The sequence below is a fragment of the Thermodesulfobacterium thermophilum DSM 1276 genome, assembly GCF_000421605.1.
GTDB classification, from domain to species: Bacteria; Desulfobacterota; Thermodesulfobacteria; order Thermodesulfobacteriales; family Thermodesulfobacteriaceae; genus Thermodesulfobacterium; species Thermodesulfobacterium thermophilum.
Window position 1 is genome coordinate 1 of the sequence record NZ_ATXI01000005.1, and the last position, 14,910, is coordinate 14,910.

The 14,910-nt window shown below is 37.4% G+C and carries 15 protein-coding genes, 1 tRNA gene and 1 pseudogene; 9 read left to right on the forward strand and 8 right to left on the reverse strand.

The annotated features are described in order from the left end of the window. From H529_RS10955 to H529_RS11690, 3 genes and pseudogenes are all read left to right on the forward strand, one after another. A pseudogene (locus H529_RS10955) lies at positions 1–492 on the forward strand (transposase); the annotation flags it as partial. 337 nt (positions 493–829) lie between these two features. After that, positions 830–1,138, forward strand: coding sequence for a hypothetical protein (locus H529_RS11685; RefSeq protein ID WP_022855069.1), 309 nt, complete (start codon positions 830–832; stop codon positions 1,136–1,138). Beyond that, positions 1,139–1,282 (forward strand): hypothetical protein, encoded by a 144-nt coding sequence (locus H529_RS11690; protein ID WP_158506215.1) that lies wholly within the window; start codon positions 1,139–1,141, stop codon positions 1,280–1,282. Between the two features lie 100 nt (positions 1,283–1,382). Here H529_RS11690 and H529_RS0102930 read toward each other — a convergent pair. Next, a tRNA-Asp gene (locus H529_RS0102930) sits at positions 1,383–1,460 on the reverse strand. A gap of 283 nt (positions 1,461–1,743) precedes the next feature. On the opposite strand from H529_RS0102930, the gene H529_RS0102935 reads away from it, so the two are divergent. Genes H529_RS0102935 through era form a run of 6 tightly spaced genes read left to right on the forward strand, consistent with a single transcriptional unit; the run spans position 1,744 to position 7,252 of the window. Beyond that, a complete protein-coding gene (locus H529_RS0102935; protein ID WP_022855071.1) occupies positions 1,744–3,462 on the forward strand; it encodes a phosphoglucose isomerase in 1,719 nt (572 codons plus the stop codon). 8 nt (positions 3,463–3,470) lie between these two features. Beyond that, a complete protein-coding gene (gene hemB / locus H529_RS0102940) occupies positions 3,471–4,448 on the forward strand; it encodes a porphobilinogen synthase (RefSeq protein ID WP_022855072.1) in 978 nt (325 codons plus the stop codon). Positions 4,449–4,451: 3 nt separating this feature from the next. Continuing rightward, a complete protein-coding gene (locus H529_RS0102945; RefSeq protein WP_022855073.1) occupies positions 4,452–5,213 on the forward strand; it encodes a septal ring lytic transglycosylase RlpA family protein in 762 nt (253 codons plus the stop codon). 12 nt (positions 5,214–5,225) lie between these two features. Then, positions 5,226–5,930: a ribonuclease III gene (gene rnc / locus H529_RS0102950; protein ID WP_028843014.1), complete on the forward strand. Its 705-nt coding sequence runs from the start codon at positions 5,226–5,228 to the stop codon at positions 5,928–5,930. A gap of 3 nt (positions 5,931–5,933) precedes the next feature. Then, positions 5,934–6,290: a DUF1284 domain-containing protein gene (locus H529_RS0102955; RefSeq protein ID WP_028843015.1), complete on the forward strand. Its 357-nt coding sequence runs from the start codon at positions 5,934–5,936 to the stop codon at positions 6,288–6,290. A 29-nt stretch (positions 6,291–6,319) separates the two neighbouring features. Beyond that, positions 6,320–7,252 (forward strand): GTPase Era, encoded by a 933-nt coding sequence (era, locus tag H529_RS0102960; RefSeq protein ID WP_022855074.1) that lies wholly within the window; start codon positions 6,320–6,322, stop codon positions 7,250–7,252. Between the two features lie 2 nt (positions 7,253–7,254). Here the strand turns inward: era and H529_RS0102965 are convergent, their stop codons facing one another. From H529_RS0102965 to cydB, 7 genes are all read right to left on the reverse strand, one after another. After that, the gene (locus H529_RS0102965) at positions 7,255–9,207 is read right to left on the reverse strand and encodes a methyl-accepting chemotaxis protein (protein WP_022855075.1); all 1,953 of its coding nucleotides are present in this window, start codon (positions 9,205–9,207) and stop codon (positions 7,255–7,257) included. Positions 9,208–9,351: 144 nt separating this feature from the next. Beyond that, a complete protein-coding gene (locus H529_RS0102970; RefSeq protein ID WP_022855076.1) occupies positions 9,352–9,807 on the reverse strand; it encodes a Fur family transcriptional regulator in 456 nt (151 codons plus the stop codon). Between the two features lie 19 nt (positions 9,808–9,826). Beyond that, positions 9,827–10,480: a HesA/MoeB/ThiF family protein gene (locus H529_RS0102975; protein WP_033396771.1), complete on the reverse strand. Its 654-nt coding sequence runs from the start codon at positions 10,478–10,480 to the stop codon at positions 9,827–9,829. 36 nt (positions 10,481–10,516) lie between these two features. Next, entirely contained in the window at positions 10,517–10,738 is a 222-nt protein-coding gene (locus H529_RS0102980; protein ID WP_022855078.1) for a MoaD/ThiS family protein, read from the reverse strand. Positions 10,739–10,757: 19 nt separating this feature from the next. Beyond that, on the reverse strand, positions 10,758–11,795 hold the full coding sequence (locus tag H529_RS0102985) for a tungsten cofactor oxidoreductase radical SAM maturase (RefSeq protein ID WP_022855079.1): 1,038 nt from the start codon (positions 11,793–11,795) through the stop codon (positions 10,758–10,760). A gap of 108 nt (positions 11,796–11,903) precedes the next feature. Beyond that, positions 11,904–13,703 (reverse strand): aldehyde ferredoxin oxidoreductase family protein, encoded by a 1,800-nt coding sequence (locus H529_RS0102990; protein ID WP_022855080.1) that lies wholly within the window; start codon positions 13,701–13,703, stop codon positions 11,904–11,906. A 186-nt stretch (positions 13,704–13,889) separates the two neighbouring features. Next, positions 13,890–14,909, reverse strand: coding sequence for a cytochrome d ubiquinol oxidase subunit II (gene cydB, locus H529_RS0102995; protein WP_022855081.1), 1,020 nt, complete (start codon positions 14,907–14,909; stop codon positions 13,890–13,892). Position 14,910 lies beyond the last annotated feature (1 nt).

The window sequence follows — 14,910 nt, forward strand, 5'->3', positions numbered from 1 at the left end:
ATCTGAATTCAGACCTGCTATTCTTCCTCCTGAATGGCAAAAAGCTGATGAATCCTTCCAGGACTTTATCCTTAACCTCGTTCTCCAAAGCTACTCCCCCAATAAAATCAAAGCCCTCTTGCAATCTATGAAACTCCCCTACTCCCCAGAACAAATAGAAGAAATTAAAGAAGAATTGTATAACCAAGCCAAAGAATTAAAAACCAAAGAATTGCCAGAAAATTTGTTTGCTATGTTTATAGACGCTTATCATACTCAGATAAAAGATACCGAAGCCAACAGAATCAGAAAAGCAGTTATTTATAATATCATCGGAATAGATATGGAGGGAAGAAAAAATTTACTTTCTTATTACATTTATTTTGGTTCAGAGACGAAGGAGGACTGGCTCCAGATACTTAATGATTTGATAAAGAGGGGAGTTAAAAGAGGGTTATGGTAATGGTGAGTGATGATTTCCCTGGCCTTACTCAAGCCATAAAAGCCCTTTTTTTCCTGAGACAGATGAGACACTTTGGTTTTAACGAAGAACATCCAAAAGAGGTCGAAGAACTAATCAAGAGATTAAATATAGATAAAAGCGTAGAAGAAGTAAGCAAACATTTTCGTGGGGGAGAGGAGGAAGCTTTTAATAGATTAGAAACTTTTATAAGAGAAAGGCTTCACAGGTATAAGGCCCTTCGATCAAACCCTGGTTATAACTATCAATCAGACTTAAGCCCATACTTGCATTTTGGACAAATATCTCCAGTTAGGGTTGTTTTAGAAGTTCTTAAGTTTTATGACAAAAGGGATGAAAATGTAGAGGCTTTTTTTTAACGAACTGATAGTGTGGAGAGAACTTGCACGCAACTTTTGCTATTACAACCCCTTGTACAACGAGTTTGAAGGAATCCCCAATTGGGCCAGACAGACTTTAGAAGAACACTTAAACGACAGGCGAGAATATTTATATAGCCTAAAGGATTTAGAAGAAGCCAACACCCATGATAGTTATTGGAATGCTGCACAAAAGGAACTTCTGAAGACTGGGAAAATGCATAACTACATGAGAATGTATTGGTGTAAAAAGTTGATCGAGTGGGCAGCTCACCCTAAAGAAGCCTTTAACATAGCCTGTTATTTAAGTACTCCTTAGATGGAAAGGACCCAAATGGATATTTGGGAATATCTTGGTGTTTTGGAACTTGCGACCATCCTTGGCCAGAAAGAAAAATTTTTGGAAAAATCAGATACAGACTTAGGAGAAAGTTTGATATGGACAAGTATTTACAAAGAATAAGCCAACTTTAGATAAAGTTAGATAAAGTCAACTCAAGGAACTAAACAATTGTCAATTCTTTAAAGTTTTTTATTAGTAGTTAAAAAGATATAGAAGAAAATGGCGGGGCTGACGGGACTTGAACCCGCGGCCTCCTGCGTGACAGGCAGGCGCTCTAACCGTGCTGAGCTACAGCCCCACGTTATAAACATAAAGATAACATATATTTCTAAAAATGCAACCCTCAACGTGTAGAGGTCTAAAAAATTTTATTCTCTTTTTTGATTTTCTGACATAAAAAATTTTGTATATAGCAGAAGTTACCATAGATCAAAGAGCTGTAAGGTAAAACTAAGGGCTAAGAAATAGTCAGTCCTTTTGTATTAGAACGATAAAGTATTTTTGGATGCCCTCTGATTGGCTTGACAAATCGTTCTTTTTTCTTAAAATACTTGGATAAATCAACCCAAAAGGAGTTTTAAATGTCTCAACCTCCCAAGATTGTTAAAACTTATCGAGATTTTGGACACATCAAACGTCCGAGAACCCTGTCTAACGAACAAAAGCAAGAACTTTTACAAAGGTTGTTTCAAAAAGATGCCTCTCTTTTTAGTTCTGACCCAGCAATTCAAGAAAAGATAAAAAAACGTTTAGATTGGATAGACGGAGTTACTCCTATTTTACCCAAAATAAAAGATTATCAGGCTTTTGCTGAAGAGGTAAAAAGTGAGTTTTCTCACATAGTTTGGTGTGGGATGGGTGGTTCTGCTCTTTTTCCGTTGGTGTTAGCTCAGATGTTTGGTCCTCAGCCAGGCTATCCTCAATTTTTGGTGGTTGATACCAACGACCCAGAGATTATTAAGCAAGTAGAAAACTTACCGTTAGAAAGAACCTTATTTTTTATCGTTTCTAAATCGGGGACTACGTTAGAGACCCTTTCTCATTTAAAGTATTTTTGGCAGAAATTAGAAGAAAAGGGCTTAAACCCTGGTAATCATTTTGTAGCTCTAACCGATCAGGGCTCTCCTCTTGAAGAACTGGCTAAAGAGCTTGGTTTTAGAAAGGTTTTCCCCCATCCTCTTTGTATAGGTGGAAGATATGCCGCTCTTTCTGAAATTGGTTTTTTACCTGCTGCTTTGATGGGTCTTGATCTGAATAAAGCCTTAAGCTATGCCCAAAAGATGTATGAGGCTTGTCATGCAGACATTCCTTGGGGATATAACTTGGCTGCCTCTTTGGCTGAGTTTTTGGTAGAGGCTTATGTGCAGGGGCAGGATAAAATTTCTTTTATTACTGATCCATTGCTTAAGCCCTTTGCCTTATGGTTAGAACAACTCTTAGCGGAAAGTTTAGGGAAGAACTTAACAGGATTAGTTCCCATAGTAGGAGAATCTCCAGGGTCTCCTACTGTTTATGGAAATGATAGAACTTTTATCTATCTTACCCTTAAAGGTAGAGAAAAGATTTATCAGAGGTTGATTTCAGACCTTACAGAAGAAGGTTTCAGGGTAAAAACCTATGTTTTGGATGAAAGATACGAAATTTTTGCTGAAGTTTTTCGCTGGATGTTAGCCACCGCCCTTTGTGGTTATTTTCTTACTTTAAATCCCTTTGATGAACCAGATGTGGTGCTTACCAAAGAAAAAACCAGAGAATTTTTAGAAAAGTTCAAACAAGAGAGGGATTTCGGCATAGAACTTTATTTAGACGAATCTACGGGTATTAGTTTCTATTATGAAGACACCATATCGATCGAATTTCCTAAATTTTCAGCCTTACTTAAAAAGTTCTTTAAGGATTTTTCTCCTTGGACTTATGTGGGATTTTTGGCTTATCTTCCCCCAACTTCTGAGATCGAAGACATTTTTAGGGATTTTAGGACCCTTGTTCGTGAAAGAAAGAATTGTAGCACCGTTTTTGGTTTTGGACCAAGGTATTTGCATTCTACAGGACAGATGCATAAAGGGGGTCCTATTCTTTCAAGGTTTATGATTTTTACCAGAAAAGGTAGAAACCCTGAGCAGATAATCTCAGGGGAAGGATATACCTTTTGGGACCAACAGTTTGCTCAGGCCTGTGCAGATTTTAAGGCCCTGGTAGAAAGGAAAAAGCCTGTTATCCTTATCCATCTTACAGAAAATTATAAGGAAGATTTGAAGACTTTTTATCATCTATTAGAAAAAGCCTTGACTTTTGAATAGGAGGAAAGATGTTTTTCCCAGAGTATAGACCAAGAAGACTAAGAAAAAACGAAAGCATCCGTTCCTTGGTAAGAGAAACCATTCTTACGGTAGATGATTTGATCTATCCTCTTTTTGTGTGTGAAGGTAAAGGGGTAAAACAGGAAATAAAATCTATGCCAGAGGTTTATCGGTTTTCTTTAGACCAGCTTATAGATGAAGTAAAGCAGGTAGTGGAATTAGGGATTAAAGCGGTTCTTCTTTTTGGCATACCTGATAGAAAAGATGAAGTAGGTAGTTCAGCCTATGCTAAAGAGGGTATAGTCCAAAAAGCTGTTAGAACTTTAAAAGAAAAATTTCCTGACCTTGTGGTTATTACAGACGTCTGTCTTTGTGAATACACTTCTCATGGACATTGTGGAATAATCAAAAATCATACGGTGGATAATGATGCCACCTTAGAGCAACTTGCTAAGATTGCTGTTTCTCATGCCAAGGCAGGTGCTGACATAGTTGCTCCTTCGGACATGATGGACGGAAGGGTAGGGCGGATTAGAGAAGCTCTTGATGAAGCAGGCTTCACTGACGTAGCTATCATGAGCTATGCAGTTAAATATTGTTCGGCTTTTTATGGGCCTTTTAGGGAGGCTGCTGAGTCAGCCCCTAAGTTTGGTGACCGCAGGTCATATCAGATGGATCCTGCTAACATAAGAGAGGCTTTAAGAGAGGCTTATTTAGACGTTCAAGAAGGTGCAGACATTTTGATGGTTAAGCCTGCTATGCCCTATTTAGATGTAATAAAAACAATAAGACAAGAATTTAACCATCCGTTAGCTGCTTATCAGGTTAGCGGAGAGTATGCTATGATAAAAGCTGCTTCTAAGTTAGGATGGCTTGATGAAGAAAAGATCATGTTTGAAAGTTTGATAGCCATTAAAAGAGCAGGAGCAGACCTTATCATCACCTATTTTGCCAAAAAGTTTGCTCAGACCTTAGCTAAGAGATAGTTTATGGTAAGAAGATTAGCCTGGGTGCTGGGTTTTTGTTTGTTTCTTACCGGATGTGCTAAACCTCCTAAACCAGTAGTTTTAAATGACGAATACAGTCGCTCAGTCCCCTCTTCAACCCTACCAGGCTGGTTAAAACCTTATACCATTAATGGGAAAACTTACTATCCTTTGCCTTCAGCCAAAGAATATGAAGAGGTTTGTGTGGCTTCCTGGTATGGGCCTGGTTTTCACGGTGAGTTTGCCGCAAGTGGAGAAATATACAACATGTATGATTATACCGCAGCCCATAAGATACTTCCTATGGGGACCTATCTTCTGGTTACCAACCTTGAAAACGGAAAGCAGGTAGTGGTAAGGGTTAATGATAGAGGTCCTTTTGTAGGAGAAAGATGTCTTGACCTTAGCTATGCTGCAGCTAAAGAGTTGGGACTTATCGGTAAAGGAACAGCTAAGGTTAAAATCATAGCTCTGGGAGAAGGAGAAATCAAGGACAATCAAATGGTATATACCTCTATTCCTGATTTTAATAAAGGAGAGTTTTATCTTCAGGTAGGATCTTTTAAACAAAGAGAAAATGCCTTACAATTTAAGAGACAATTGGAAAAAGAGTCCTTTAAGGTAGAGATAGAACCTTTTATCAAAGGAGACTGTATCTTTTATAGAGTACAAGTTTATCTTAGCAATGATTTACAACAGGCCTTAGCTCTTTCACAGACTCTTAAAAAACAAAGGTTTAAGCATGCCTTTCTGGTTGCTCGCTAACGGTGTTAATCTATGGAAAAAGATCTGGAAGAACTGGAAAAAATCATAGAATTTCGATTTCATAATAAAGACCTGTTGAAGAGTGCTTTAACTCATAAGTCTTATAAAATAAGTCATAAAGAACTATCTTTAGAAGATAATGAAAGACTTGAGTTTTTGGGAGATGCTGTGTTAAATCTTTGCATTTCTCAGTGGATTTTTCATAAATACCAAAAAGATCAGGAAGGTGTACTTACTAAAAAAAGGGCATACCTTGTGTGTAAAGCAACCTTGATAAAGGTAGCCAAAAAATTAAATCTTTTAGACTATCTTTATTTAGGTAAAAGAGAGCAATACCTCGATTTGAAGAGTAAAGAAAATATAGCTGCCAGAGCTTTAGAGGCCCTTATAGGGGCTATATTTTTAGAAGGTGGACTTGAAGTTGCCTGTGAAAAGGTGAAAACATGGTTTAAACCTTACTTAGTAAATTTTCCGAAAGTTATAGGATATGATTACAAAACAGAATTGCAGGAGTTTTTACAAAGTAGATATCATGAAAGACCTGAGTATGAGGTGGTTTCTGTTTCTGGACCTCCTCATAACCCTAAGTTTGAGGTGGTGGTAAAAATGAACGGAAAAATCTTAGGTAAAGCCAAAGGTCCTTCTAAAAAAGAGGCAGAAAACCTTGCAGCCAAAAAAGCCTTAAAACAGCTGAAGACTGAGGAAAAAGGGGAGTAAAAGGTGGAGGGTCTTAGAGGGCATCATCTAATTTGTTTACAATTCTATAAAGGTTTGGGGTATAATAAAGCTTTTGTAGAAAACCTAAACAAGGTGGTTGAGGCTTGGGAAAAATCTCCTGTGGTTATCGTTGAAGGCCCTGACATGGTTTGTAAAGCCTGCCCTTATCTTGAAGGCCAAGTTTGCAAACTAACCGATAAGATACCTCAAAAAGATCGTTTAGCCTTAGAGCTTCTTAAGTTAAAACCAGGTTTTTTGGTAGAAAAAGCAGAGGTAAAGGATAAGCTTCCTAAGGTATGGGATAGATGGAAAAATGAGGCTTGTATAGACTGTTTGTGGAAAGAGGTTTGTTTTAAATAGAAAAATTTTAAATACCGAGGTGTTTACAGATGAGTATAGAAACTAAAAGTTTTGAGGAAAAAAAAGAGTCTAAAACCAGATCTGGGTTTGTGGCTATCGTAGGATTTCCTAATGTAGGTAAATCAACGTTATTAAACCGGATAATAGGCACTAAGGTTTCTATCGTAAGTCCAAAACCGCAAACTACCAGGTTTAACATAAAAGGTGTTCTTACCCAAGACAACTATCAGATAGTTTTCATAGATACCCCAGGGATCCATGACGCAAAATCTCTCTTTAATAAAATGATGATAGAAGAAGCTTTAGAGGCTTTAGAAGAAGTAGATATCATTTTATGGGTAGTAGATGTGACCCATAGGTTACCTGAAGAAGAACGACTTTTAGACATCATCAAAAAAGCCAACAAGCCTACCATCTTGGTTTTAAATAAAATAGACCTTATCAAGAAAAGCGAACTTCTTCCTATGATAGACTATTTTTCTAAACTACATGACTTTAAGGCCATCATCCCAGTTTCTGCTTTGAAAAACGACGGAATCGAAAGAATAATCGATGAATTGGTGAAGCTTTTACCAGAAGGTCCTTTTTATTATGAACCAGAAAGGGTTACCGATTTACCTTTAAGTCTTTTGGTGTCAGAGATCGTCAGAGAAAAAATTTTTCAACTAACCTATCAGGAAATACCCTATAGTACCGCGGTTAAAGTGGAACAGATAAAAGAAGACGAAGAAAAGAACTTGCTTTATATCCAGGCAACGATATTTATCGAAAGAGATTCTCAAAAGGGTATCATCATAGGGAAACAAGGGCAGATGTTGAAAAAGATAGGCACCCTTGCAAGAGAAGAGTTAGAGTTCCTTTTAGGAAAGAGGATATACTTAGACCTTTGGGTAAAAACAATAAAAGACTGGAGAGAGAAAGAAACTCATATCAGAAACTTAGCCATCCCTTTTAGGGAGTAATCTTAGGTTTTTTTAAGCTCTGATATATAAATTTCTTCCATTTTGTTTAATAAGTCTCGCAATTTTTGGCTATCTTGTTCAAGCTCTTTTTCTAAGGCCTGAAGTTTTTCCGTTTGTCCGGAGTCATAGGCTAAAACAAGTTCTTTAGCTAAGAGATGACAACGTTTATGAACCTCTTCAAACTCCTTAAATACAGGTATATTTCTGAATTTAGCCCCTTCCTCCCCATAATACCATTTACCTATGCCACAGCCTTCGTAGTTTCCTATGAGTTCAGGGTTGAGTTTATCCCAACCTTTTAGATGAGCCTTAACTCTTAAAAACATCCTTTCATGATCTCCTTTAAAGATATCAAAAAGACTTTCTTTTAGTTTTTGAGTAACCACAGAGGTTGCTGTATGCCTTAAATCAGATGAAATCAAAATTAGGTGATAGATAGATTGTCCTAACTTTTCTATAAAACCATCTATTTCAGACGAAAGTTTGGCTACTTTTTCGATGTTTTTACTGATTTCTTCGCTGGCAACAGACTGTTGTTCTGTGGCAGCAGCGATTTGAGAGATAGCATCTTTAACGTTTTGAGAAGAGGTTACGATTTGGTTTAAAACCTGTTTTACTTTTTCTAAAGAGGCTAAGGCATTATCCACCTCTTTAGCGGTAGTTTCCATTTTGTTAAAGGCTTGGTGAGTATCCTGCTGGATGTTACCTATTTTTTCTGCGATTTCTTGGGTAGCCTTTAATGTTCTGTCGGCTAATTTTCTTATCTCATCAGCTACCACCGCAAAACCTTTTCCATGCTCCCCAGCACGGGCAGCCTCAATCGTTGCGTTAAGTGCAAGGAGATTGGTTTGGTCAGCTATATCTTTTATTAGCTGAACGATGTAATCGATTTCTTCAGCCCTTTGATTTAAGCTATCCATCACCTGCTTTAGGGCCATAGTTTCCTGATTAGCTTTTAAAACAATCCTACCTGATTCTTCTGAAAGGGTTTTACCTTCAATCGCAATCTCTATGTTTTGAGAGGCTAAGTCTGACACAGAGGTTGCGTTTTTAGCAATGTCTCCGATGGTAGCTGTCATTTCCTCGATTGCTGCCGCTATTTGGGAGGCTTGAGTTGCTAACTGTTTTGCATTCTCAGAGGTTTTATCTACATATTTAAAGTTTTCGTCTGTTGCCTCAGCTAAGCGATGAGAATAGGAAAGAGTTTTTTCGTTAAGTTCGATAAAAGCGGTAAGTAGCTTGTGAATGCTTCTTGCTACCCTTCCTGTGATGTCTTTATAGTCTATATAAGGCACTTTTACCGTTAAATCCCCATCAGCCATTTTTTGTAACACCAAGGCTAAACGGTCTAAAGGTTTATGGGAGACGATGTAAGCTATATAAACCGCCAAGAAAGCTCCTATGATTCCTAAAAATCCAAGCACTCCGTATGTGATTTGAGTTTTAGTGATGATAGAAAATATATCATTATACGGGAGGGTTAACACCAGAGCCCCTAAAACCTCCCCTTCGTTTACCTTGTGGCAACTCAAGCATCTGTTTTCAGCTTTAAGAGGATAAATCCCTTTTAAGGTATCTTTTTCTTTGACGAAAAATTCTTTACCAGCCAATACCGCTTCTTTCTCTTTTGATGGTAAATCAAAAGAACCTTCTTTATTTCCGCCAAATTGAGCCTCAATTTTGGGGCTTTTTAAAACTTTAACGTTACCCAGAGAATAGAGATAGTAATTTCTTAGTTCTTTATAATTAGGACTTGCCATATCTTTGATTAAGGCTTCTTTTACAGCCTTAGCATAATGGGGTAATGTTTTGGTTTTAGCTTGATAAAGATTTATATAGTATAGACTATAACTGGTTACAAAAACAGTAATTGCAATTCCTATAAAAAGAACCAAAACCAAAGGTATGGTAAGCTTCCACCTTAATCTGAGGTTCTTGTTTAAACTATCAAACATCCTATTACCTCCTAACTTTTAAAAGTTAATAAAAAATTTTTATATTTAAAAAATGATAAAAGTCAAGGATAATTTGTTTGAAAAAAGAAAAAATTTTTGAGAACTTCATAAAAACAAAAAAGAGGTATTTAAGAAAGATTGTTCTTACGATCTTTTGCAGTCCTTGCAAACACCGTAGGCTTGAATTTCTAAGGTTTCAACCTTAAAGTCAAAGTCTTTTTCTATCTTTTCGGTTAAATCCTTTAAAACCTGATATTCCTCAGAAGGCGTGTAGTTAATAATTTTACCACAAACTTTGCATATAAGATGATGATGGTCTCTTTCTTCCTGTTTTATGAATTCAAAACGGGCTTTACCTTCTTGAAAGTCTAATTTTTTGATTATGCCAAGCTGGGTGAGAAGTTCTAAAGTTCGGTATACAGTAGCCAGACCTATACCAGGTAATACTTCTTTTAGCTTCCAGAAAATTTCTTCGGCTGTAAGATGGCCTTCTGTTTGACTGAGAAGTTTAATTAAGGCTTCTCTTGCCTGGGTTTTTCTTAAACCACATTCTTTAAACCCATGTTTTTTCCAACACCATCCACCATGTCTCATAATCATTTAATTAAACAAAACTTTCTTAAAAATGCAACTCTATTTTCTGATATTCTTGATTAAGTAAATCTATGTATAAAAGTTTCTTGGAAAGAGGCTCTCCTTTGTTTAAGATTACCTTTAATACCTCACACACCTGAATACCAGCTACCACAGCAGGAGAAAAAGAAGGAGTCCCTAATTCTTTTTCTATCCCTTCTTTATGATTTTTGTAGACCATAGATAAAGTCCTATCTCCTGGCAAAACGGTTGTAACCTGACCATACCATCCTGCTACCGCACCATGGATCAGAGGTATTTTTAGTTCTTCACACACTTTTTCAAGAAGAATTCTATGGGGGATGCTATCAAGGGCATCTACCACCACCTCATGACCAGCAACAACCTCTTTTGCGTTTTTTTCCTCTATTCTGGTTAAAATAGGGTTTACTACTACATCAGGATTAACCTCTAAAATTCGTTCTTTAGCTACCAAAGCCTTTTTTTTCCCAAGAGTATTAACTGTACTAAAAAGCTGTCTATTTAGGTTGGTTTCTTCAAAGACCTCATCATCAACCACAGTTATCCATCCTATACCAAGTCTTGCAAGCATTTCAACCACATATCCACCAAGGCCTCCACATCCAGCAACCAACACCTTAGTTTTTTTTAATCTTTCTTGATCCTCTAAAGAAAGCATCTTAAAGTTTCTTAAATATCTTTTTGCTATCAAGGGCTAACCTCCTCCAACCGGTGGAAAAATGGCAATAACATCACCGTCTGAGAGAGGTTCGTCTAAGGAGTAATCTCTTCCGTTGACCAAAAATATGGCTACCTGTTTCTCTGGTATGGCAAGCTTTTCAAGAATAAACCTTCCATTTATCCCTGGGAAAAACTCAAAATCAATTTCATTTTCTCTACCTTCTCTTAAGGTGGCAAAAAGTTTGACCTTTATCATGTCTTAACCTCCTGCAGTTTTAAGGACATAGAGCAAAACCTCTGCTCCACAAACAGTCTCCACAGGAAGGCATTAAAGCATAACAGTCACACTCAGAAGTTTTTACCAGTTCACAGCCATCTACCAGGTCACAATCGATACAAGAAGGATATCTGTTTGCATAGATCCGGTAGTAAAAATCTCTATATTGAGGACTTCCAAAAATTTCTGTTAAACTTTTTTCCCTTAAGTCTCCAAAGGGATGTTTGTATATACGTTTTTTTCTACCAAAAACATATTCTATCATATTATGAGAAAACCGGTAGCAAGGATAAACCTTGCCGTCTGACCCTACTACCAAAGCTTTTTCCTCGATAAAAGGACAATATCTTTCAGTCTTAAGCTCAACCTTAGGTAAAACCAGTTTTAACCCACTTCTTAAAGCATAAAGCTTAACCTTTTCAAACAGATCCTTGAGTTCTTGGTTAAGGTACTTTTTATAGAGTATATTATCTTTATTGCTTTCTACCTGAGGCACAAGCTGAGAAATGATAAGTTGATAGGCTTTTATTTCATTGCAAAGGTCTATCATCTTAAGAAGTTCTTCTTGGTTTTCTTTGGATAGCACAAATTCTACCAATAAAAGAGGATGTTCAGACTTAAGTTTTTGTTTAATTTCACTCAAGGTTTTAAGATTTTCTATCAGATTGGTTAAGGGATATCCTCGTATCTTTTCGTAAACTTCAAAACTACCATCAATAGAGACCACCAATTTTTTTATTTTAGTAGCAACTATTTCTAACAGGTCATCTTTTAACAGACTTCCGTTGGTAGTTAGGGTAAGATTAAACTTAGAAAACAGTTTTATCGTTTCCTTTATGTACGGATAAAAAAGAGGCTCTCCTATACCCCCTAAAACTATTTCTTTTAAATCTAAGTGTTTTATTTCCCGATAAATTTTTTCTAAAAGAGAAAACTCTATATCTTGTAAGGTCTCTTCCCAGCCGTGACGATAACAGATTTTGCAGTTAAAGTTACATTTGTTGGTAAGTTCTAAGTATAATTTTTCAAAAATCAAGAAATACCTCCTATATAAGAAATGTTGAAAAGGATCGATCGTTAAAAAAGGGCTTCGGTAAAATTTACCGAAGCCCTTTTTTTATTCTACAGCTAACTCTTTTAATTCTTAGATTTCTAATCTTTTTAGGGTTTCTTCCTTAGGATAACCTTTTTCGTCCCAACCTCTTACCTCGTAGTATTTAGGCAAAAGGTCTGAAAGTTTATGTACTACACCTTTGGAAGGGCCTTCAGGGATTGGTTCTTCAAGCAACCTCTTGGGAAGGGTATCTTGAGATGGGTCTATACCGGCTTTTAAGTTAAACAGTCTTTCTAAATTATAGATTCTTTCTCCTGCGGCAAGAAGGGTTTCTTCTGTGTAGTCGGTACCACAAACGGCATTCATCAGGTCTACATAGTCTTTAAGCCCTAAAGCAAAGGAGGTGAAAAGGCACATTCCAAGAGAATCTATAACCGCGGTTAGGTCTTGGAAAATTTTTGCCCATTCAGCCTTGCCTTCTGTAGAGAACCTGTCAAGCTTTTGAGGAATACCCGAGATTTCAGCAGAGATAAGATATCCTCTCACATGGCATCCACCCCTGTTGGCTGTGGCATAAACTAAACCATGTCCTTGGACCCCTCTTGGGTCATAAGCAGGTAATTCTTGTTTTTTGACACTCATAGAAAGGTCGGGAGCACCGTAGGCCTCGCATAACCTGTAAGAACCTTCTGCCATCTTATCTCCTAAGCCTTCTCTTTTTCCTATTTTTATCGTCCAGCCTACTATTGCCTCAGGGTCTCCAAACTTAAGAGATAATCCATCTTTAGCTATCTCATCGTCTTTGATGTATCCTTTTTGATAAAGTTCCATAGCAGCTGCTATGGTAGCACCTGTAGAGATGGTGTCTAATCCATACTGATTACACCAGTAGTTAGCTTCAGAAATGGCATTTAAGTCATAAACCTCACAGTTGGCTCCATAAGACCATACAGTTTCATACTCAGGTCCACCAACCTCTTTTCCATCTTTTAACCTTACCACCCTTCCACAGGCTATAGGACATCTAAAGCAGGCATGTTTTTTGGTTAAAATAGTTTTAGCCATGGTTTCTCCACTTATCTTATCAGCCTCAGGGGTATAGGCTTTTTGAAAGTTAGCCACAGGGAAGATACCATGCTCGTTTATTATGTTTACCAAAATGGCTGTTCCGTATGCAGGAAGTCCTTCCCCAGTTACAGGGTTTTCACGAATGATTTTTATCTTGCTTGCTACTACATCTTTTACTTTTTGTTCGTCAGCCACAGAAACACCCTTACTACCTTTGGCTACTATAGCTTTTACGTTTTTAGACCCCATAACAGCACCCACTCCAGACCTTCCTGCTGCTCTATCATAATCGTTCATCACCGCAGCGATCCTTACTAATTTTTCCCCTGCTGGTCCTATCGCAAGGACTTTGGCTTTATCTCCGTATTCTTGTTTTAAAAGGTCGGTGGTTTCATAAACTAACTTTCCCCAGAGATGGGTAGCATCCTTTATTTCAACCTTATCGTCTTCTATGGCGATATAGACTGGTTTGGGAGCTTTACCTTCAAGGATTATCATGTCATAACCAGCAGCTTTAAGTTCAGCACCAAAAAAACCTCCGGAGTTAGAACAAGCTATGGCCCCTGTCAGAGGAGATTTAGTAACTACCATATATCTTCCACCTGTAGGGACAGAGGTACCGGTAAGAGGACCTGTGGTAATTATCAACTTATTTTCGGGGCTAAAGGGTTCTACTTTTGGGTTTATTTCCTCATATAAATACTTACTCGCAAGCCCTCTTCCTCCAATATACTTCTTAGCCCATTCAGCATTTAAATCTTCAACCTTAATGGTTTGATTGGTGAGGTTAATTCTTAAAATTTTTCCTGCATACCCGTACATAGTACACCTCCTATTTTTGATATGTTTGTACTTACTTACTTCTTTTTCTTTATATAAAAATTTTTTAAAAAGTCAAGTTTAATCCTGGGTTGTATATAAGATAGGACTTAACTCTTGGAATAACGGTAATACCTTATTAGGTTAGGAAGAGGGAGGCAATTTAAAACTGCCTCCCTCTCATGAAAACTAATTTTCTTTAGAGGTAACTTTAAAACTAAAGGTTTTATAAGCCCAAAAAGTATAAGCCAGAACTATAGGGACAAAAATCAGGGCTACCGCTGTCATGATTTGAAGGGTGAGAAGGCTTGAAGAGCTGTTATAGATGGTTAGGTTCCAGGCAGGATTAAGAGAAGAGGGGAGCATGTTGGGGAAAAGGCCTACAAAACCCCAGGCAGAAAAACCTAATATTCCTACAGCTGAGGCTAAAAAAGCCCCTAAAAAGTTTTTCCTGATTAAAAAGGGAAATACCATCAAGAAACCTATTACCGAGATTAAAGGTATAATCAAAAGTAAAGGACACTTAAAATAGTTTTCCCAAAGATTGGTAGAAAGATAAGCACCAAAGAAGAAAAGCCCAGCTAACACAAGTGTGATGGCCGTAAATTTTTTAGAAAGAGTAGCTGCTCTTTCTGATAGCTCTCCGTTTGTTTTAAAAGCTATCCAATTACAACCATGAGCAGCAAAACAAAACACAAAAAGAATTCCTCCTAAAATTCCAAAAGGATTAAGTAAGGTAAAGAGAGAGCCGTGATATATACCCTTTTCATCTATAGGTATACCCTGAAAAATGTTGGCAAAGGCTACCCCAAGAAGAAAAGGTGGCAATATACTTCCCAAGAAAAACCCTAAATCCCATAAGGTTTTCCAGAGAGGTTTGTCGTATTTATTGCGGTATTCTATAGAAACACCTCTAAGGATAAGAGAAAATAGCAATAAAAGTAGGGCTGAATAAAGGGAGCTAAACATAACGGCATAGGTTTTAGGAAAGGCTGCAAAGGTAGCCCCTCCTGCGGTGATTAACCAGACTTCATTCCCGTCCCAAAAAGGACCAAGGGCCTGGTAAATAGCCTTTTTTTCTTCTTCTTTCTTACCGAGAAGATAGAAGGCTGAGCCTGCTCCAAGGTCAAATCCGTCTAAAACAAAATATCCTGTCCAAAGTACAGCCCAGAGAACAAACCATATTATTTGGTAAATGTTGCCTTCCATT

Bases quoted from the DNA above. Each gene is read 5' to 3' on its own strand.
- H529_RS0102935 (WP_022855071.1), top strand. From the start codon at position 1,744: ATGTCTCAACCTCCCAAGATTGTTAAAACTTATCGAGATTTTGGACAC.
- H529_RS0102970 (WP_022855076.1), bottom strand. From the start codon at position 9,807: ATGATTATGAGACATGGTGGATGGTGTTGGAAAAAACATGGGTTTAAA.
- rnc (WP_028843014.1), top strand. From the start codon at position 5,226: ATGGAAAAAGATCTGGAAGAACTGGAAAAAATCATAGAATTTCGATTT.
- H529_RS0102975 (WP_033396771.1), bottom strand. From the start codon at position 10,480: ATGCTTTCTTTAGAGGATCAAGAAAGATTAAAAAAAACTAAGGTGTTG.
- H529_RS0102990 (WP_022855080.1), bottom strand. From the start codon at position 13,703: ATGTACGGGTATGCAGGAAAAATTTTAAGAATTAACCTCACCAATCAA.
- cydB (WP_022855081.1), bottom strand. From the start codon at position 14,909: ATGGAAGGCAACATTTACCAAATAATATGGTTTGTTCTCTGGGCTGTA.
- era (WP_022855074.1), top strand. From the start codon at position 6,320: ATGAGTATAGAAACTAAAAGTTTTGAGGAAAAAAAAGAGTCTAAAACC.
- H529_RS0102945 (WP_022855073.1), top strand. From the start codon at position 4,452: ATGGTAAGAAGATTAGCCTGGGTGCTGGGTTTTTGTTTGTTTCTTACC.
- H529_RS0102965 (WP_022855075.1), bottom strand. From the start codon at position 9,207: ATGTTTGATAGTTTAAACAAGAACCTCAGATTAAGGTGGAAGCTTACC.
- H529_RS11690 (WP_158506215.1), top strand. From the start codon at position 1,139: ATGGAAAGGACCCAAATGGATATTTGGGAATATCTTGGTGTTTTGGAA.
- hemB (WP_022855072.1), top strand. From the start codon at position 3,471: ATGTTTTTCCCAGAGTATAGACCAAGAAGACTAAGAAAAAACGAAAGC.
- H529_RS0102980 (WP_022855078.1), bottom strand. From the start codon at position 10,738: ATGATAAAGGTCAAACTTTTTGCCACCTTAAGAGAAGGTAGAGAAAAT.